Annotated in this window: 17 protein-coding genes; 6 read left to right on the top strand and 11 right to left on the bottom strand. The window is 38.9% G+C overall.

Going from position 1 to position 19,844, the window contains the following annotated elements:
* Positions 1 to 25: 25 nt before the first annotated feature.
* From SYJ56_RS21160 to SYJ56_RS21130, 7 genes are all read right to left on the bottom strand, one after another.
* A complete protein-coding gene (locus SYJ56_RS21160; protein WP_323837665.1) occupies positions 26 to 556 on the bottom strand; it encodes a hypothetical protein in 531 nt (176 codons plus the stop codon).
* Between the two features lie 210 nt (positions 557 to 766).
* Entirely contained in the window at positions 767 to 1,531 is a 765-nt protein-coding gene (gene map, locus SYJ56_RS21155; protein ID WP_323837663.1) for a type I methionyl aminopeptidase, read from the bottom strand.
* Between the two features lie 23 nt (positions 1,532 to 1,554).
* Positions 1,555 to 1,848 carry a hypothetical protein gene (locus tag SYJ56_RS21150; RefSeq protein WP_323837661.1) on the bottom strand — a complete coding sequence of 98 codons (294 nt, stop codon included), beginning with the start codon at positions 1,846 to 1,848 and terminating at the stop codon, positions 1,555 to 1,557.
* Between the two features lie 38 nt (positions 1,849 to 1,886).
* Positions 1,887 to 2,408 carry a DUF421 domain-containing protein gene (locus tag SYJ56_RS21145; protein WP_323837659.1) on the bottom strand — a complete coding sequence of 174 codons (522 nt, stop codon included), beginning with the start codon at positions 2,406 to 2,408 and terminating at the stop codon, positions 1,887 to 1,889.
* Positions 2,409 to 2,561: 153 nt separating this feature from the next.
* Positions 2,562 to 3,077 carry a DUF4943 family protein gene (locus SYJ56_RS21140; RefSeq protein WP_323837657.1) on the bottom strand — a complete coding sequence of 172 codons (516 nt, stop codon included), beginning with the start codon at positions 3,075 to 3,077 and terminating at the stop codon, positions 2,562 to 2,564.
* A 265-nt stretch (positions 3,078 to 3,342) separates the two neighbouring features.
* The gene (locus SYJ56_RS21135) at positions 3,343 to 4,764 is read right to left on the bottom strand and encodes an alanine/glycine:cation symporter family protein (RefSeq protein ID WP_323837655.1); all 1,422 of its coding nucleotides are present in this window, start codon (positions 4,762 to 4,764) and stop codon (positions 3,343 to 3,345) included.
* Between the two features lie 431 nt (positions 4,765 to 5,195).
* Complete coding sequence (locus SYJ56_RS21130) at positions 5,196 to 5,555, bottom strand: VOC family protein (protein ID WP_323837653.1); 360 nt, start codon at positions 5,553 to 5,555, stop codon at positions 5,196 to 5,198.
* A 262-nt stretch (positions 5,556 to 5,817) separates the two neighbouring features.
* Between SYJ56_RS21130 and SYJ56_RS21125 the strand changes: the two genes are divergently transcribed.
* The 4 genes from SYJ56_RS21125 to SYJ56_RS21110 all read left to right on the top strand — a co-directional run bounded on the left by SYJ56_RS21125 (position 5,818) and on the right by SYJ56_RS21110 (position 12,759).
* On the top strand, positions 5,818 to 7,311 hold the full coding sequence (locus tag SYJ56_RS21125) for a sodium:solute symporter family protein (protein WP_323837651.1): 1,494 nt from the start codon (positions 5,818 to 5,820) through the stop codon (positions 7,309 to 7,311).
* Positions 7,312 to 7,654: 343 nt separating this feature from the next.
* Positions 7,655 to 8,656 (top strand): endonuclease/exonuclease/phosphatase family protein, encoded by a 1,002-nt coding sequence (locus SYJ56_RS21120; protein WP_323837649.1) that lies wholly within the window; start codon positions 7,655 to 7,657, stop codon positions 8,654 to 8,656.
* Positions 8,657 to 9,030: 374 nt separating this feature from the next.
* Complete coding sequence (locus SYJ56_RS21115; protein ID WP_323837647.1) at positions 9,031 to 10,068, top strand: AI-2E family transporter; 1,038 nt, start codon at positions 9,031 to 9,033, stop codon at positions 10,066 to 10,068.
* An 831-nt stretch (positions 10,069 to 10,899) separates the two neighbouring features.
* On the top strand, positions 10,900 to 12,759 hold the full coding sequence (locus SYJ56_RS21110; protein WP_323837645.1) for a serine hydrolase domain-containing protein: 1,860 nt from the start codon (positions 10,900 to 10,902) through the stop codon (positions 12,757 to 12,759).
* A 32-nt stretch (positions 12,760 to 12,791) separates the two neighbouring features.
* On the opposite strand, the gene SYJ56_RS21105 is transcribed toward SYJ56_RS21110, so the two are convergent.
* The 4 genes from SYJ56_RS21105 to SYJ56_RS21090 form a co-directional block, all read right to left on the bottom strand.
* A complete protein-coding gene (locus SYJ56_RS21105; protein ID WP_323837643.1) occupies positions 12,792 to 14,315 on the bottom strand; it encodes a phytoene desaturase family protein in 1,524 nt (507 codons plus the stop codon).
* Positions 14,302 to 15,588 (bottom strand): phenylacetate--CoA ligase family protein, encoded by a 1,287-nt coding sequence (locus tag SYJ56_RS21100; RefSeq protein WP_323837641.1) that lies wholly within the window; start codon positions 15,586 to 15,588, stop codon positions 14,302 to 14,304. The genes SYJ56_RS21105 and SYJ56_RS21100 overlap by 14 nt, the downstream gene beginning before the upstream one ends.
* 117 nt (positions 15,589 to 15,705) lie before the next feature.
* Entirely contained in the window at positions 15,706 to 16,071 is a 366-nt protein-coding gene (gene acpS / locus SYJ56_RS21095) for a holo-ACP synthase (RefSeq protein ID WP_323837639.1), read from the bottom strand.
* Positions 16,068 to 17,720, bottom strand: a complete 1,653-nt coding sequence (locus SYJ56_RS21090) for a C45 family peptidase (protein ID WP_323837637.1) — start codon at positions 17,718 to 17,720, stop codon at positions 16,068 to 16,070. The genes acpS and SYJ56_RS21090 overlap by 4 nt, the downstream gene beginning before the upstream one ends.
* A gap of 73 nt (positions 17,721 to 17,793) precedes the next feature.
* On the opposite strand from SYJ56_RS21090, the gene SYJ56_RS21085 reads away from it, so the two are divergent.
* The gene (locus SYJ56_RS21085; RefSeq protein WP_323837635.1) at positions 17,794 to 18,390 is read left to right on the top strand and encodes a hypothetical protein; all 597 of its coding nucleotides are present in this window, start codon (positions 17,794 to 17,796) and stop codon (positions 18,388 to 18,390) included.
* A gap of 52 nt (positions 18,391 to 18,442) precedes the next feature.
* The gene (locus SYJ56_RS21080; protein WP_323837633.1) at positions 18,443 to 19,693 is read left to right on the top strand and encodes an NAD(P)/FAD-dependent oxidoreductase; all 1,251 of its coding nucleotides are present in this window, start codon (positions 18,443 to 18,445) and stop codon (positions 19,691 to 19,693) included.
* Positions 19,694 to 19,844: the final 151 nt, after the last annotated feature.

Genomic DNA, 19,844 nt, shown 5'->3' with positions numbered 1-19,844 from the left:
AAGCGTTGGCTTTGTGCGGCTGATTTTATACATAGTGTTTGGTAGCGTAGTTCTTATTTTTAAGTTCTGTTAATATTAATTTGGCTTCTTCTTGGTCAATCTGCTTTCCAATCATTTTCTTTTTACGACCATACTTATATTGAACGTTAATGTTTGAAAATCCAAACATCGCAGTTCCAGCGGCTCCAAATGAGTTAGTGCTATCCACAATTTTGAATTCTCCAATTTTAGTTTTTCTATACTTTTTTGAATGCCTTAAAAACCAAACACATTTCGTATGTTTTATGAAGTCATTATTTATTTCAACAATCTTATTTCCAAGAATCGCCCAATAGAAATTGAAAAAGTTGAAATAAGCTACCCAGAAAAAGAGTCCGAAAACGATAGTAAAAAATAAATTGAAATTACCTTTTATAATCTGTTCTATTGACTGAGTAAATATTACAATAAATCCGGTAAAAATCAATGTAACGAATACTGCTATTCCTGTAGGTTTATAGCTTGGATTGATTGTCAAAATAGTAGATTCACCTTGCTTTCTCTTTTCTACGTTCATTTTATTTTATGCTACCCAAAATTATATATACACACTCCCTCAATCCAATTGCGTCTATTTTGCTTATATCTATTAGTATGCGTTTTATTTTGATACTAAAATAAGGGTTTAAACAGGATCATTTAGCGTTATTGGGTTTTTCAACTAGTGTTAAATTGAAAATAAAAAACATCACTAAATCTGCTAGCTTAACGCTTGCTGCCTTGTTATCTAATCCCAAATCCCATTAGCTTCCGTCAGAATGATGGGAGCATGATCTGTAATTAGAATTGTCTGCTCATGCTGTGTGACATATCCGCCATTATTCCCCATTAAAGTCCAGCCATCTTTCTGCTCCACAGCAATGGTAGAGTTTGTCGAAATAAAAGTCTCTATGGCAACGGTGGTATTTTTCTTAAATCGCTCTCTGTTGCTTCGGATTCGGTAGTTTAAAATATCATGAGGTTCTTCATGCAAACTTCTGCCGACTCCGTGCCCGGCTAAGTTTTTAATTACTGTGTAACCTGATTTTCTAGCTTCAGTTTCTATCAGATAACCAATGTCAGCAATTTTCACTCCGCCCTTGATTGCGTTTATGGCTTTACGTAAAATGTCCTTGGAGGCATCCACTAGAGGTTGGTGATTATGGATATCCTTCCCAAGTACAAATGAACCTCCGTTGTCAGACCAAAAGCCATTGAGCTCTGCGGATACATCAATATTGATTAAATCTCCTTCCTTCAAAAGTATTTTCTCCGAAGGTATCCCGTGCGCAGCAACTTCATTTACACTTATACACGAATAGCCTGGGAATCCATACGTTTCGTAAGGTGCCGACTTAGCTCCATAACTTTTCAGAATGTCGCCTCCGTATTCGTCTAGCTCTTTGGTGGACATACCCACTTTAGCGTATGCTGTCATCAGTTTCAGAGTGGTTCCTACCACTTCACTGATGCGCTTCATTCCAATTAGTTCGGAGTCTTTTGTTATTGACATATTTTTTTTGATTCAACTAATCGTTATTCTATTTTATTAAGCTCAATAACCTGGCAATTGATTCCATACGAACAGTTTTCATTTCTGCCTAGTTCTTTATATTTAATAGTTACTCTATCTCCTCCTACATAGGTAATTACGTCTTTAATATTGACAATTAAAGTGTCTCCATTATCAAGATGTATTTGTTCAGCGCAATAATATAAGCCTCCACTACGCCAAATTTCCCCATTTTCTGTTCTTAAAATATCTTCATCATCTGAATTACAGGATAGTAACAATAAAGATGCGAACAAGAATATAATGTGTTTTTTCATAGCCCTCTGGTCATTAGTTCCCATGTCAAATCGGATTTCTAGGGTTTTATTTTAACATCCTGATAAGTAGTTTCTGTATTATCCGTTATCTTTTCAATAATTGAAATATCACCTGTTGTTTCAAAAATTATCATATCTATTCCATCTAAAGTAGAAAGCCCTTTTTGTCGGGCTGCGCTGTATATTTCCTCAACTGTTATTCTTTCCTTTTTCATAGCCTGATTCAGAAATTCGCCCTTGTAGAAGATTAATGATGGCCTGCTGGTGATTAAGGTTTTAACAGCCCTTACCCTCACAGATAACCAAGTGAATATGAACTGTAAACCGATAAATACAAGAATGGCAGTGATACCATTGGCATATGGGATGTTTTGGATAAGAGCTACGCTAGCGAGAGTGGATCCTAACGCAATGGTAACAACAAAATCAAAAGCATTCATTTTAGATAAGGTCCTTTTACCGGAAATCCGTAATATAAGTACCATCGTGAAGTAAGCTAATGGGGTTACCAAGATTATCCTGAGTATACTTTCCCAACTGTCAAACCAAATATTTTCCATGATATCTATTAATTAAACTGGCTAAACGTAATAAAGCTTGGAGACGACGGTATTCTACCGTATTCTTCAAGCTTTATCCTAACTTCTTATAGTAAAGATTTTATTTCTCTTGGTTCCGACCGCATGAGCCAAGATGATATATAGCTCAGTCATTTAATGCCACCGATATTCAGTGTTTACCAAAGGATCAATTTCTTTAAACTTATCAAAGTCCTTGTTCTTATTATTATTCCACCAGTCCTGGTATGATTTGGCAATCAATTCTTGCACCTCATTTCCTCTTTCTATTGCTGATGGGTTATCTCTTTTTTCTACAATAGGATTTTGGGATGGAAATGTACCAATCAGGTATTCACTGTCTATGGCTCTTGCACGGATAGATTCGATAGTCCACAATACATACATTCCTAAGCTGCATTCCGAAAGCCAAAGAGAAGAAATGCTGTTTATAGGGTAATTTGTAATCTGTTGATTTTCATTTCTATAGGCTAGAAGCGCTGGGATATCTTTATAAGTGAAATCTGGCAATTCGTAAGGCTCGTATTTACCCTTCCTCAATAATTCTACGTATCTGTCAACATCCATATTTGAGGGAGCAATATCATTGTTATCACATCCCAAAAAGCTCATTAGGCAGATGCAGGCGATAAGGGTTTTTAAAGTTTTCATAATAGTAAAAGTCTATTCATTAGTTTTCGTAAATGGGGTACATTTCAAACACTATCACTAATTACAGGTAATTCGCAACTGTTAGCAATTCAGAGGGTAATGTCTATTTAAAATTAGTGATTTCGGTGAAACTATCTCATAAAAAAGCCGACAATAAAATTGCCGGCTTTCGAATACGTTATGCTTTGATACTCCCTATTCTTTAAGGTAGTTATGACAAGGATGTTTACAATTATCCTTTGTGAACTTCGCTGTTAAAATAACTTTACTTCCAGAAATCAGCATTCTCAATGCCTACATCTTTCGCAACGAAGACTGGATCTTTACCTTCCTTCTTCTGCTTTTTGTAATCAGCCAACGCTTTGAAAGCTGGCTTACGGAGAAGGATGATTGCTATTATGTTGAGCCAAGCCATTAGTCCCACGCCGATATCACCCAATGTCCAGGCCATCTGAGCGGTTTTGATAGATCCGTAGAATGTAGCTCCCAAAATAGCGATTCTGAGTACCCAGATACCCCATTTGTTATTAGATTTTCTGATCAAATAACTCAGATTGGTCTCTGCGATATAGTAATAAGCCATGATTGTGGTGAAAGCGAAAAACAGTAAGGAAATTGCCACGAAACCTGCCCCTAGAGAAGGGAATTGGGACGCTACTGCAAACTGAGTGTATTCTGGTCCAAAGGCTACTCCATGTAGATTTTCCACTATAAATCCCCCATCAGGATTTAATACATTGTATTGGCCAGTGAATAAAATCATAAGCGCTGTTGCGGTACATACAAATAGCGTGTCCACATACACTGAAAATGACTGAACCAAACCTTGCTTCACAGGGTGACTAACTTCAGCCGCAGAAGCGGCATGAGGGGCAGTTCCCTGTCCTGCTTCGTTCGAATAAATACCTCTTTTTACTCCCCAAGCTATAGCCATACCAAATACACCACTGAAAGCTGCTTCCATGTTGAATGCGGATTTGAAAATCAATATAAACACTGCAGGTACCTGAGTGATGTTTATAGAAATAATAACCACAGCCATTAGAATATATGCTGCAGCCATAAAAGGAATCACTACCTCTGCTACTTTACTGATTCTTTTCACTCCACCTAGGATAATCAAACCCATAAATACGGTGACAAAAATACCAGTATATTCAACTGGAACGCCGAATGCATTGTCCATGCTCAAGGCAATACTATTACTTTGGACACCAGGCATAAATAAGGCAGTGGCCAGGATCGTCGAAAAAGCGAAGAGCATTGCATACCATTTTTTACCTATTCCTTTTTCTATGTAATAAGCTGGCCCACCTCTGTACTCTCCATTGTTTACTTCTTTGTAAATCTGGCCCAAGGTAGACTCTACAAATGCAGATGATGCACCTAGGAAGGCAATTACCCACATCCAAAAGATAGCTCCTGGACCTCCCATGGCAATTGCAGTGGCTACACCTGCAATATTTCCTGTCCCTACTCTACCCGAGATAGCAATGGCAAAAGCCTGAAAAGATGAAACACCCTCTTTGGATGATTCGCCTTTGAAAAGAAGTGTAACCATTTCTTTCAGAAAGGTAACCTGAAGAAATTTGGTGGCAAATGAGAAATAAACTCCCGCCGCCAGACAAAGAAAGATCAGAGCATTACTCCAAACAACTGCGTTAATAGCTTCTACTATTTCTTTCATAATTTGATTTAAAACTTAAAATTTCTGTTCGTAAGTGTGATTTGGGTTCATATTGAGCCCGAAGAAAGTAAAAATTCTGCGATTAAAGCAGAAGAATCATTTTAAATGGACTTAATTCCTGATTGATAGCCCTTGAAAATTAGGTAATATTGGAAAAAGCGTACTTTCTAATCAGATTTTAAGAATTGTAATTTATTTGATTATAATCCAAGATCAGGACCGACAAGCAAAGGAATTAGCCGTATTGGCAACATTTCAGATAATAATATTCCTATTTAAGTAAATCCGCATTTCTACCATTAGGTGTTCAAAAGCGCCTTAAGAGATGGCGAAATCAGGAATTGAGGGTACTTCCGTCTTCCGTCATCGGTCTCCTGGCTTGATGAGCAAAGAAACTAAGGGAACTGGCAACATTTCAGATAACCATATTCCTATTTAACATATTCAATCAGCTCAAATCTATTTCCCCAAGGATCTCTAAAAAAGCAGCGGTTACGACCTTCAATCACAGATGAATAACTGATTTCGATGTTTTCTTTTTGAAGGAAAGCTTTGGCTTTGTCCAAGTCTTCTACCACCAAAGCAGGATGCCTGGCTGAATTACTTTGATGTCCTTCTTCTTCCCGTATATGCAGTTCTATATCTCCCATTTCTATCCAAATAGCACCATTGGGATGAGTGCCTGGGATTTCTTTGAGCGAAAGCTTACCTGAATAAAAAAGTCTAGCCTCTTCCCGTGTATTTGTTGGGATAGTGATCAGTATATGATCTAAACGAATAATTTCAAGCATGCTATAAATATTTTTGATCGTCTTCTAAATCGGATTGGCTCTTTCTATCAAAAGGCAAACATATAAACCTTATTATTTCAATTCAAATTATGCATTTTAGCAAGGTTTAGTGAAACTTTCAGGAAATTGGTCTTCATTTCAACTTATAAAAAGGTGGGATTCAATTCAGCATTGGACTTTCTGAACACATTACAAATCAGCTTAAGGCTTTTTCAACCAAGACAGAAATGGATTCTTTTAAACCCAAAACGCCTACCAATACATGGATTTACCAATCATTGATTTAATAGTTTTTTTCGTTTATATGGCCGTCATTGTGCTATTTGGTGTTTCTTTTTCTTTTAGGAAAAGAACAGCACTTGAATACACTACAGGCGGAGGTCGTCTTCCGAGTTGGGCGATTGGGATGTCAATTTTTGCCACTTTTGTAAGTAGCATCAGTTTCCTTGCACTTCCTGGTAATGCCTATTTATCAAATTGGAATGGCTTTGTGTTTAGTCTCTCCATACCTTTTGCAGCTTGGATCGCAGTCAAATATTTTGTTCCTCTCTACCGTAAACTTAAAAGTGAGTCAGCCTATTATTATCTGGAAACTCGTTTTGGTTCCTGGGCCAGAGTTTATGCTTCGATTTGTTATTTGTTGACCCAATTGGCTCGAATGGGGGCAATTATGTATCTCTTGGCTCTTCCGATGAATGCACTCTTTGGTTGGAGTATTCCTTTGATTATCATCTGTACTGGCGTTAGCGTGATTATCTATGCCATGCTAGGAGGGATTGAAGCGGTAATATGGACTGATGCTATTCAGGGAATAGTTTTGATAGGAGGGGCGTTACTTTGCCTTATTGTGATTTTGTTCTCCATGCCAAATGGTCCAGGAGAAGTAATTACGATTGCCTCCGAGGCAGATAAATTCAGCTTGGGTAGTTTCAAGTTCAATTTTGTAGAATCGACTTTCTGGATGATTTTGATATACGGCTTATTTATCAATCTTCAGAATTTTGGGATTGATCAGAGCTATATTCAGCGCTATATTACTGCCAAAACTGAGAAAGAAGCAGTCAAGTCCACTTGGCTAGGAAGCTTACTTTATGTGCCGGTCTCACTACTGTTTTTCTTCATTGGAACAGCCCTTTTTTCCTATTACCAAGCATATCCAAATTTGTTGCCGGCTGAATTACATCTGGCAGAAAATGCGGATAAAGTCTTTCCTTATTTTATTGTATCTGGGCTTCCTGTCGGAGTAACCGGAATTTTGATTGCCTCAATTTTTGCAGCGGGAATGAGTACTGTTTCTACCAGTATCAACAGTTCCGCGACTGTTTTTCTTTCAGATCATTATAGAAAATATTTTCATAAGAATGCTACTGAAAAGCAATCCATGAGGGTTTTGTGGATCAGCTCATTTGGGATGGGAATGCTTAGTATAGTAGTAGCATTAGCATTCAATGGTGTTACCAGTGCGCTGGAAGCTTGGTGGGCACTTTCATCTATTTTTAGCGGTGGGATTTTAGGCTTGTTCTTATTGGGTTTTGTAGTCAAAAAAGCTTCTAGCAAAGCCGCAGCCATCGGTGTACTGTGCGGAGTGATAGTCATTGGGTGGATGAGCCTATCTGCGGTCCTTTTGAAAGGAACAAGTCTGGAAGGTTTTCAAAACACACTTCATACCAATTTGACCATCGTGATGGGGACACTAACCATATTTATCGTAGGTTTTATGCTGACATTCCTATTATCCAATCAAAGAGAGCAATAGGTTAGAATGTAGCAGTAACAGAGTGATTCAGGCTAGAATATTTAGGCTCTCATGTGTTTTTAATTGGTTTTTAATGGTCATAACCTGTCCCGTCCCGATAGTTATCGGGATTGTTTCGGGACCTGCCTACCGTCAGGCAGGGAATCTCCCATGGGCTGATAATCATCCCTCTGGGTGTCGTCAAAGACATGCTCGAATTCAGTCCTAAAAAAGGGTGATATTGTGGATAGCTTGTTTTTTTACTGAAAAGCCCTTTTTATACGTAGTATAGATAGTCGATATTGCTTTTATATTAATCGAATAACTTTGCCAAAAAGGAAGATTTGAATTTAAATTTCACCAGATGAAGTCATTCAAAAACTTGTTGCGAATTGTAGTGATCACTCTCAGTATGTGTGTCATAGTCCTTAGTCTTCTTTCACTTTTTCACGACCTAAAGCTTTGGTATTTTAAAATACTTGACTTTCCCCGTTTCCAATATTTAATAATAGCAATAGTATTATTTGTTACTTTCCTTTTTCTCACTAAGAAGTGGAGATTCCCGGCGGTTTTTCTATGTCTGGGGTTATTAGTTTCTATTGTTATTCAGGGAAGACTAATTCTGCCTTATTATCTGGGGGAGAAAAAGGTGCCTGATGCTACAGTGGATAAAATCACAAAGGATAATAAAATAAGTGCTCTGATAGCCAATGTTTTAGTTACCAATAAAAATTCTCAGGAGTTTTTACAACTAATTAAAACCAGTAACCCAGATTTGATCCTTGCCATGGAAGTAGATAATTGGTGGATAGACCAATTGCAGATTCTTAAAAATAACTACCCTTATTTTATGGAATTTCCTTTGGACAATGCTTATGGTATGGCCCTTTACTCCAAATTACGATTAACGAACGACAATATTATATTTTTAAATCAAGATGATGTTCCATCATTTCACGCAGAAATAACATTGAATTCGGGGGAAAGTATTCAATTTCATGGGGTTCATCCAGTAGCACCTGTACCTTCTGATAGATATCCGGATAATGTTGGCAAAGAAGAAGTGGCTCTGGCAAAAGTGGGAGATATGGTATCCAAGGATACAATTCCCGTTATAGTAGCTGGGGATTTTAACGATGTCTCCTGGTCTGACACATCTCGCCTGTTTGAAAAGAATGGAGATCTCAAAAACGTGCGTATTGGTCGCGGAATTTACAGTTCGTTTGACGTGAATTCTCCTTTTTTACGCTGGCCTTTGGATCATTTTTTTGTTACAAAGCAATTTTCGCTTTCGAAGTTAGAGAGGTTACCAGGTTTTGGCTCAGATCATTTCCCTATGTTGGCTGAGTTTGTTTTACTTGATTAATAAAATTGGTTCTACCCTTAAGTTAGTGGAAAACACGATTCTTAGTTAGTTTAAATGCAAGAGGATATACACTCATGGGCATTTAAAGGCTAAATGACGATCTCTCATATTGAGTAATCAGCATTTGGTCAGGTTTTCATTGACGGACTTCCATTAAATTCGTGGTAGAACCATAAAATTCATATATTTTTTTTACTCGGATTGTATATTTTTTAACTTGTTATATAAAAATCACCTAAAGAATAGAATCACTTAATACCTGAAAATAGCCATCATTTCGGTTTTCATACTCTCTCAATCATAGAGAATGTAATTACTTTAATAGTTTTACATAATTTGAATCAGTAAAAATTTACTCTCTTAAAGAGTCTTTTATGAATGAAAACCCCAATCTCGACAATAGCTCCCAAAAGTCCTTTTCAAAAAAAGTATGGCTAACCGCTGGCATCTTTGCTTTCACAGTTTTAATAATATTGTTTTTTATTAAAACTATAAATCCTTTACTGTTAATCCTTGCGGGATCATTAATTGCTGTCTTTTTCACTGGATTTAGTTCTTTGATTGAACGAAAAACGGGGTGGAACCGGGGACTGTGTAAATCCATTTCTATCATAGGAACTCTGCTTATAGCTATTTCTTTTTTTTGGTTAATGGGAGCCAAAGTTCAAGCTCAATTTTCTGAGTTGAGTGAAACGATTCCCGAAACTATAGTTAATGCAAAGGAAAAGCTGAAAGAGACTACTATAGGGGAGAAGGTATTAGAAAAAGTGACTTCCGAGGAGTCTGTTAAACGAGCCGAGGCTTTTGGGGGGCAATTTTTTCAATCCACCTTTGGGGTATTTGGAGATTTATATGTTGTATTATTCATAGGGATTTTTTTCACAGTTAACCCAACTGTTTATACTCAGGGATTGATTACTCTGGTCCCTGAAAAAGGACAATCCAAAGCCGAGGAGGTAAGCAAAAAGCTGGGTGAGCAACTTAGGGATTGGTTAAAGGGGAAATTGTTTTCTATGTTTATTGTCTTTGTTCTTACTGGGACAGGCCTGGCAATTTTAGGACTGGATTTGTGGTTAGTGTTGGCCCTTCTCGCTGGTCTTCTAAGCTTTGTCCCAAACTTTGGACCTTTAATAGCCTTAATTCCCGCTCTTCTGATTGGTCTTATGGATGGACCTCAAACTGCACTTATTGTTTTAGGCATATATGTTCTCGTCCAGTTCCTAGAAAGCAATTTTATCACCCCTATTGTACAGCAAAAATTAATTAAAATGCCTCCTGCCATGATTCTAATAGCACAATTGCTGATGGGCGCACTTACCGGAGGCTGGGGATTAATACTTGCAACCCCAATTACCGTCATAGTTATTGTGCTGGTCCAAGAGTTGTATTTGGATAGAAGAAGTGATGGATAGTGTGTATGTACTTATATTCAATTCAGTCCCAATCCATCTGCATTTGGATATATTTGGAAATAAGAGAGCTAGAGAGTTTTTATATAAATCAAAATTGCTTTATGAAAAAAATAGGATTAATTATACTAGGTGTAGTCATTCTGGGGCTAATTCTTGTGTTGACTCTTGTTATGGAAGTTATTGAGTTTTTTTTGGGAGCTATATTTTTTGTTATTGCAATCATAGTTCTCATATACCTTTACAACAAAATAAAAGACAAAATTTCTTAAAAGGAGATTTTGCATTTCAAAAGGTTTCAAACAAGGCGAATACTTACTAATATTTTCCTCACCTATATTCCATTTTTATTTCTCTTGAAGCATTTATTTTTCACCTTTCTTTAAATAAATAGGTGTAAATCCATTTCTCTGAACAGAAGTAAGTTTGCCAAATTCTATTTTGGTTAAAGATCAAGAATAATGACCAATTTTTTAGAATGTTTGACAGGATTAAACACAATTGCAATCAATCTCATTTCTGACAATAATGGGAATAGTTGTGTTCAAACACGAACAAGACCTATTGCACAATCGGACAGGTATTTAATTTTTTTCAATTGGCTGGAAAAAATCTTTGATCAATTTCAAATTGATTGGGTGATAGCAAGTCATTTCTTAAAACAACTTGAGGGGTATACTTTAGCGGATTTTGGGTAGTAATTTATTCTTTTTTGTAAGGAAGCTTGAATATTGAAATTTTAATTTCAAAGATTCCGGATTTTTCAGGCTCCATTGGTCTAGTAATTGAAAATAAGCATGATGTAAAGTTTTTTTGTAAAATTTCCCCGGCCCTATGAGAGAATTTAAAATCTTCATACTTTTTGAATTGCTGTTGTGCTTTATTCATTTCCCTGGATTTTCTCAGTTCATTGATGCCACCGACAGGAATACCCAAATCCACCAAATCCTTAAAAATCATGGTATTCCAGGTGCAGGGGTAGCCTTGATTTCCAAAGACTCGATCATTTGGATGGAGTACTATGGTTTTGCTGATGTTCAAAATGAAATTCCCGTTAGCGAAAGCACCTTATTTACCATAGGGTCCATTTCAAAAACCTTTTTATCGGCTGGAACTTTAATTGCAGAAGAAAAGGGATTGCTGGATATCTTGGAGCCAATTGAAGGTGTAATTTCCGAGATCAAGTACAAAAATCAATGGAAAGCTTCCCATCCAGTCAGGTTGATCCATTTACTAGAGCATACGTCTGGATTTGACGAGGCGCATTTTAGTCTTTTTCCCAGAGCCAATTCAGCCACCCCGTTGAGGGAGTTAGTGAACCTGAATAGGAAGTCCCTTGAGACTCGTTGGAAGCCTGGTCACTATTATGAATATAATACGCTTGGATATATGACAGCTGCTTTTATCCTCGAGGAAAAAGTAGGAGAGCCATTTGAAAAGTTTATTTCTGAGAACCTGTTGATGCCACTTGAAATAAATGTTTCAAGTTATCATCCTCAAAAAACAAATCTTGTTCATTTTTCAAAAAGCTATTCAGGTAAGGATATTCAAGAAATCCCCTTTCCCAGTCTTCCTCAATGGCCCTCCGGATCTTTGACTTTAACGACAGAAGGATTATCAAAATTTGTAAGAATGCTGATGAGTGATGGTAGGTATGATTCCGTACAAATCATGGATTCCATTTCAGTCAAAAGGCTGGAAATCCCCGAGACCTCGCTTTTGGCCCAATCGGGAGTTTCTTTAGGATATTCAAAGGGGTTGCTAGGACAGATTGAAAAAGGAAAATTGTTTTACGGTCATTCCGGTAGATATGGTGGGTTCTTATCAGAGTTTGCATACTCAAGAGACTTAGACCTGGGTTTTGTTATTCTTTTAAACCACGTGGATGGGGGAAAAGCCATTAAGGAAATCAAGTCGTTGTTGCTTGCTCATGTAGCAGACCCGGAAGAGGGAGAGGATGTTGATATTCAGGTCAGTGAAGCTGAGCTAATAAATGAAATAAGCGGTTGTTACCAACCTATTACTTCCTTTCCTCAATTAGGGAAACTAGGATTCTTCCTATATAGATTGATGGACTTGGTTATTCTAGAGGAGGAAGAGGGACATTTATATCAATCATCAATGATGGGAGGGAAGCAAAGGTTGGTTCAGGTCCAAGATAGGATATTCAGATTTCAGGGTGAACCAATAGGCAGCTGCGCGATAGTCGAGGGGGCAGATGGGAAATGGGAATTTCTTACCCAAGAGGCATCCTATAGAAAGATTCCTTTGTGGTGGGGATACCTGCAGTTTTATACCGCCATGGGCTGTGTACTTTTCTTAATAGCCGGATTTTTAATCCTTCCTTTTTGGATCCTCATCCGATGGATACAAAACAAAAAGAAATTCATTCGTGTCTTGGCTACACCTTTTCTGGCAATATGTTGTCTGCTAGGCATGGTAGTATCGGTAGTATTTTTCTATAACCCCGAGAAACTTTATAGTATAGGATCAATCCTTTTTTTCTTATTAGGATGGGCATTTTTATTTATTTCATTGCTCTCGCTTTACCAAGCAGCAAAGATTTTTCCCAATACGATAAAAGCTAACCCCTGGATGAAATATGCTGCAATGCTGATTTCTCTGACTTGTTGCATCACCTCACTCTATTTGTTTTACTGGGATATGATCGGGCTAATGTTGTGGGATTATTAGAAATCAACAGGATGGATATACCTGGGATGAGGTCAGACAAAGCCCTTTAGCTTATCCAACATGTGTTTTTTGCCTAGGATAAACTGACAGGTGACCATAGCGCTTATCGTAACCCCGAGGACACCATGAAGAATTACATTTTGGCCCGTCAGAAATAGATTGTCCAGCTTTGTATTGGCACTGATAAAAGACTTTACAGGTGCATTAAAATCCTTTTTGATGCCATATAAACCACCTTCGATCGCTCCAATGTAATCGCGTTGGGTGAGTGGCGTAGCAGTATAGAAACTCTCGATGCACTTGTCAAAATCGGGATAGATTTTGGATAGTGCGGTAATCATTTCATCTGCCTTTTCCCGCTTGAACTTCTTATATTCATCTGATCTCTCACTTTCACTAAGCGTAGTATTGAAGCTGTTCTCCCATTCTTTCACATCTTCATAGTTCATGTATGCCATTGCGGTGAGCGTATGTGCATAGTCAGTATCAGTGTTAGGTCTGGAATTGAAAATAGCCAGAGCTTTCAGCCAATTGTCCGGATCATATTTGTGCGCACTCCATACATCTCCGTCTATGAAATGGTATCGGTTAGAATTTGAATATTTAAAAGTATTGGGCTTTAATTTGATGTACAGGATAAAGGAGGAAGTCGTGTTTTCCAGCTGCATCATACGGTTTACATTCACTTTCCGAAGTCCTTCGGTATTCAGCAGTTTGAAAGTCTGGGTTGGATGAATGTTGGATATAAATTGCTTTCCACTGACTATTTGTCCATTAGCAAGCTCCACATGATCCACACGCTTTGGAGTATTGCTGATTTTGGTGACCTCTGTATCTATAAAAATGTCCCCCCCCATTTCCTTGATGTCTTTGCGTAGTTGCTTCGAAATCTGATCGCTGTGTTTCAGCTTGTAAGCACTGCCGATATATGAATCAATAATCAACGCATGAATGTAAAATGGGGAGGATTCTCCTTCTCCAGCGTAGAGTAAGTTAGATCCAGCCAGCACTTGCTGAAGTTTTTGATTTGTGGTACATGAGGCAATAACCTGCTTGGTACTCAGGCTGAAAGTACTCATTTCATCGGTTTCCGAATAATCCTTATCCAGATTATACCATTCGAATTTTTCGCATATGCGCTGAATTTCTTTGCAGTATATCCGCAATCCTTCTTCCTCTTTGGGGAAATGCTTAAGCAGTTGCTGCACAAAATTTTCATATCCCTGCCCATGGGGATAATGTATGTCATCATTTTCAAAAGAAATTACATCATAGGCATCCTTATCCAGAAGTGCTTTATCCACCTTGTCCATAAGGTTGAAGTATCTGAAAAAGGGATAAAGTGCCTGACCTTTATCCAAACCGCCTATGTAGTGTACTCCCGAATCGAATTTAACTTTGTCCCGTTTGAACGTCTGAAGGTTTCCGCCTATCTGCGCGTTTTTCTCAAGAATACAGACGGACTTTCCTTCTTCCGCTAGCACATATCCGCAGAGTAAGCCTCCAAGTCCTGATCCTATAATGACAATGTCGTATTCTTCCTTAAGCTGAGGCATTTCGGTGGTCTATTATCTTTTTTGGTTTCCTGCTATTTCCACGGAAAAGTAACTGTTGAATAGCTGAGGTGGATGATTTCTTTAATGAAGGCTTCACTCGGAGTTTTGCCTGCAAAACAACAAGAAGGGTGTTCGATTCTTCCTCGGAAAAAGTCTCCGGAAGAACAATGCTAACCTCATCTAAACCATTGAAATCGCGGTTAATTTCGATAAGGTATGGACTTGCGGAAGGATAGTTATAAAGAATTTCTTCGATCTGATTTGGGTAAATTGTCGTTCCTTTCAACTTGATCATCTGAGCCAATCGTCCTTCTATCGGCCCAAGTCGTGCGGTGTTTCTGCCGCAGGCACAGGCGCTAGTATGTTTTCTGGCAAGGTCACCTGTTTGAAATCTCACCAAAGGTATACCTTCAATACCCAACGGAGTTACAGTGACTTCACCGAGCTCACCATCTGTGACTTCATTTCCGTTTTCATCTAAAATCTCCAAAATGATAAGCTCCGGAAGTAGATGTCCACCTTGCTTTTCTTTACACTCTGTGAATGCAGTGGCCATTTCTGTAGAGGCGTAGGTTGATCTCAGGTCAAGGTTCCAGTGTTGTGATATGTTCTTTGACAATTGATTATCGCTGAAATCAGCGTTTCTAAGCGGTTCGCCGATGCAAAGTGCTTTATTGATTCGATTGGAAGCAGAACTGGAATGCGATCCTAATTTCTGAAGAAATGATGGAACAGCTATTAATGCAGTGGGATTGATTTGTCGGATCATTTCCCAATGAAACTCTGGTGTACCTTGTCCTGCACGTAGTACAGAGGCACCGATTTTTGTCAAGCCAAGATAATATGCCATTCCCGCCATGAAGCATTTGTCCAGTGTGGTGGTGATTTGGACGATGTCGTCAGCGGTGAAATCAGCAATTTCGAGAGATCGTGCTTCATTATAGGCTAATCGCTCCAAGTCATTTTTGCTAATTGCGATGCTTACAGGTTTCCCTGTGGTTCCGGAGGTGGTGACATATTCCACTACCTCTCTTTGAGAAACACTTAAGAATTCAGCATTGAATTCAGCAAGATCTTTTTTAGATGTTTTGATGAAATTGGATAAATCCGAAAGTTTGGAAATAGCAGCGATGTCCTGCTCTGAAAACTTGTCCCTATAAAATGGAGAGTGGGCCAGTGTATAGCTCAGATGTTTTCTGAGCAACTCAACTTGTCTGGCTTCTATTTCATCACCAGGCAGATAGTCAATGTTGTTGTCCGAAGTGATATTCATCTGTTTAGAATTGTTTTTGTATTGGTCATCCCGATAGCTATCAGGAGGAATCTCGCACGGTAATCATCCCTCTGTGTGTTCCCGTAGGTACGGGATCATGCTCGATTTCCATGGTTTTCAAACTACAATTACCACTGCCACGGCAGTTTGTGAAGTGTGACTGAGTGTCAAAAGTATATCCGAAAAGCCTTCCTTTTCAAAAGCCAGCTTCGTATTTCCGTGCAATCTTAGTTTAGGTTGTCCGGATTCAAGTTTATCGATCTCGATTTCGTGGAATTGTGCATCACTTGTCCAGCCCAAACCTATAGCTTTCATGTAGGCTTCCTTTGCAGCAAATCTCGCAGCAAAGCACTGATCAGAATTTCCCTGAGCATGGCAATACGTTTCTTCTTCAGCAGTGAAAACCATCTTGACAAATGAGGGTTTTTGACATTTCTGTGCTATCCTTGCCACTTCTACAATATCAATTCCTATTCCTCTCATTTGATTTTAGCTAGGTTTTCGGTGATGCGTTTTTTGATTTCTAAATAAGGTATTGCTTTACTTTGGGCTAGCTCATAGTAAGTTTTTGCCGTCTCAAGATCTTCTTGGTCAAAATAGAAATCTGCCAGCAATAAATAAGGTTCGTAGTAAGAAGGATTTGTAGCGATCCACCTTTCGGTGAATCCTTTCTCTGAAACTTTCTTCTCGGGATCTGTATTAAAATCGGCCTTTAAAATTTTGTATTCCTGATAGTCTGAAAATCCCCGACTGGCAAAGAATGTATCTTGAGCCAATCGTAGGGAGTCTATTTCAGGAGAATGAATAGGATCAAGATCTGCCATGGTTTTAATGGAACTGACATCGTATGCATTGAATACATTTTCTTGAAAAGGAGCGGCAGAGATGTATGCAATTCCTTTTACGGGTTCGAAAATCACCGCATGGTGCGCCAGTAATTGATTGATAGCCATGGGATTTCCTGTTCCCAATTCCTTGCTGTTGATACCTCTTTGATCACGAATGTATCGAAGTGTATTCTCAACAGAAATAATGCTGTCGTCAGCGGTGAGTTCTTTCATACGGTCAAAGCGAGGCATGGATTCCGAATCACGGATATGATCCAAATTGAGGGGTGAGTTTTTGTATTCATCACTTTGGAAGTGATTTGCAACGATAAGCTGATTGCCTTGGGGATAATATATTGCCGTCTTCTCAGGTGTTTTTTCGATGACAGCACTTGTTTGATCCAGGGCGGAAACAATCGTAAATGATTCAGACACGAACACATCATACTTGGAGATGATCGCATAGGCTTCTTCAATAGTGGAGGCATATTGGATCACGTCTCTCGCGATAATGGAGACCGGTGTGGAGCTTTTGGTGGGAATCTCCGAAGGCAGAGCATTGAGAGTGACGGTTAACCCTTTTTCATTCATCCCCGACACCACTCCACTAAATCCTCCCCAAGTCACGGAAATGAAGTCATAACCCACACTTGGATTGACGAAAAGAACAATTTTGTCTTTGGCAAATTCCTCCCCGAAGTGAAAATCAAAATTCCTTCCCAAAACCATCTCAGATTTCCCCGACTCAAAATCCCATTGAGACACCGCAGTACAAGCCACCAGATTCATGTTTTGTACCATATGCCCAATGTCATGTGCGGCATGATAATTCAGCACCCGATTGAATTTTGGCCCCACGTAGGAATAGTCATCGGAGAAACTTTGGGAGACTCCATAGATTTCCTGCAGATATTCTTCGGGAATGTCTTTGTCCAGATTACGATTGAACCAGCCAAGACCTAATTGCATTATGGTACGCAGGACTTTTGATGGAAGAAGTTTTTCGATTTCTCCCACAAAAGCTGTTTCCTGACTTTGGATAAGTTCCTTGTGGAGAAGTCCCAAAGCAATGCCTCTTTCGTAAGCTGTTCCTTCGATGTAGCTTTCCCAATTGCCGAACTTGTTTTTTCGTAGCCAGTTATTTTTATAGCGAAAAGTAGTGCTATTTATCTTTTCCCGTTGTGGATTTTGAGCCTGAACTTCAGGTAAATCCGGAGTGGGATAAACTGTGATTTTAATAAAAACTAAGGGGATGATAATCAAAAGAGAAATGACTCCGCAAATGATGAGTTTTTTCTTCCGCAATTCTAGTTTAATTTAGTCCTTTAATCTTTAAGATAAAAGAGAAGGAATATTCACATTAATAAACATCAAAGTTATGAATTTATTTTGCTCCCTTATTCTCCCATTCCTGGCATTTTTTTCAAGTGCTGGAAATGATCAGCTTTTTAAAATTGATGGGCCTGTCACTTGGATAGGAATTGATTACACACATGCCAAATTTGTTGGGGCTGCCGGATTTACTGATCCGAGCGATTTGCCGAGATTTCTGCTGGACTGGAATGATTTTGTGATCACTGAGCCTGATAAATATGATGTAAAAAAGGCATTGGGCATCTCTGATGTGACAATAGATTTGTCTTATACCTATAAAAAAAATGAGGGGCTTGATACTGAAGCTATGGTTCAGGAGGAGGATCACATGATCACTCAAGAAGAAGCTGAGACTGTTGCACTATCATATGATTTGTCAGAGATCGAAGGCACAGCTGCCCTATTGGTGGCAGAGTGCTATAATAAAAAAACGACAAAGGGTTCGCATTGGTTAATTCTAATCGATGCCCAAACATCTGAAATCATTTCAGCAGAGCATTTTGTGGAAAAACCGGGAGGATTCGGACTGAGAAACTACTGGGCTCGAACTATATATGAACTACTAGTAAGCAAGGAGAAGGCAACTAAAAAAGGTAAGTAATAAGCAAGTAATCTGAATTAAATTTTAGCGGGGAAGCGGGCAAAGGTTTGGTATGAAAAAAATAGTTGTGATTGGTGCTGGTCCCGCCGGGACTGTAGCTTCTAGTTATTTAGTAAAGCAAGGCTTTGAAGTGATTGTGCTGGAGAAGGAGGGATTTCCAAGGTTCGTAATTGGAGAAAGTCTGTTGCCAAAGTGTATGGAATCATTAGAGGAAGCAGGTTTGATGCCTCCTTTGCTCGAAAAAGGCTACCAAAAGAAGATGGGAGCCTCTTATTATAATAGAGAAAATCAAACCTGTTCATTTTTATTCAGTCAGCAATTTTCGAAATCCTGGGATTGGACTTGGAATATCCAACGCATACATTTTGATCAGGACTTGGTTGATGCTGCCAAAGCCAATGGAGTTCAGTTTCTCTTCGGGAACACGGTGACCGCAGTGGAGATCGATGAAGAATATCGTACAGTGACATACGAGCCAGAAGATGGTGGCAAAACGACTATTGAAGCATCCTTTATTATCGATGCAAGCGGATATGGGCGTGTGCTGCCCAAGTTGCTAAACTTGGAAAAACCCTCAGTTCAGAAACCAAGAGGTGCCGTCTTTGCACATTTTGTAGATCAAAAGAGAACGGGAAGAGAAGGGGATGATATTTTTATTTATCCTTTTGACGATAAGAATTCCTGGATTTGGGTGATTCCATTTTCAGATGGGACGGCAAGCGTCGGTTTGGTGTCCGAGACGGAAGAGACCAAGGCTTTTGCTGCTGATGATTACAAAGCATACTTAAACTTCGTGAGGAGTTTTGTACTGCTGAAAGGGAGATTTACCGAAGCTAGGTATCAGCGTGATCCAAGCATGATTTTAGGATATTCAGTAGGTGTGAAGCGGATGTATGGTGATGGCTATGTGCTGTGCGGAAACTCTACGGAATTTCTGGACCCTGTTTTTTCTTCTGGTGTCACCTTGGCTACAGTTTCTGGATTGCTTGCGGCAAAATTGGTGGAGAAGGAATTGAATGGTGAATCCGTGGATTGGCAAACTGCCTACGAGGATGAAATGCAATATGGCGTAGAGGTTTTTCGATCCTATGTCAATGGCTGGTATAATGGGGAGTTACAAACCATTTTCTTTAATCCAAAGATTAATCCCGAAATCAAAAAAAAGATATGCTCAGTATTAGCTGGGCATGTTTGGGATAATGCTAATCCATTTGTGAAAAAGCATCGGACCATATTGTCTACGTTGGCAAAAGTGATCAATATTGAAAACAAAGCGATAGTTGTAGCTGGGAAACATTCTTGAATTTAGTGTTATAGAGACAGGTCAATAGGAACCGACAATTGACAATGGCTCTAGCACCTTCTGCTCTCTGAAGGGGGGTATTTCGCTCTTTCAGAGCTTTGTAGCATAGGTGTTGATGAAAGTACCCCGCCCTACAGACTGGGCGGAATTA

This window comes from Algoriphagus aurantiacus (assembly GCF_035156405.1).
Classification (GTDB): domain Bacteria; phylum Bacteroidota; class Bacteroidia; order Cytophagales; family Cyclobacteriaceae; genus Algoriphagus; species Algoriphagus aurantiacus.
The sequence above is the reverse complement of the archived record's forward strand: the minus strand, read 5'-3'. Positions and strand labels throughout refer to the sequence as shown.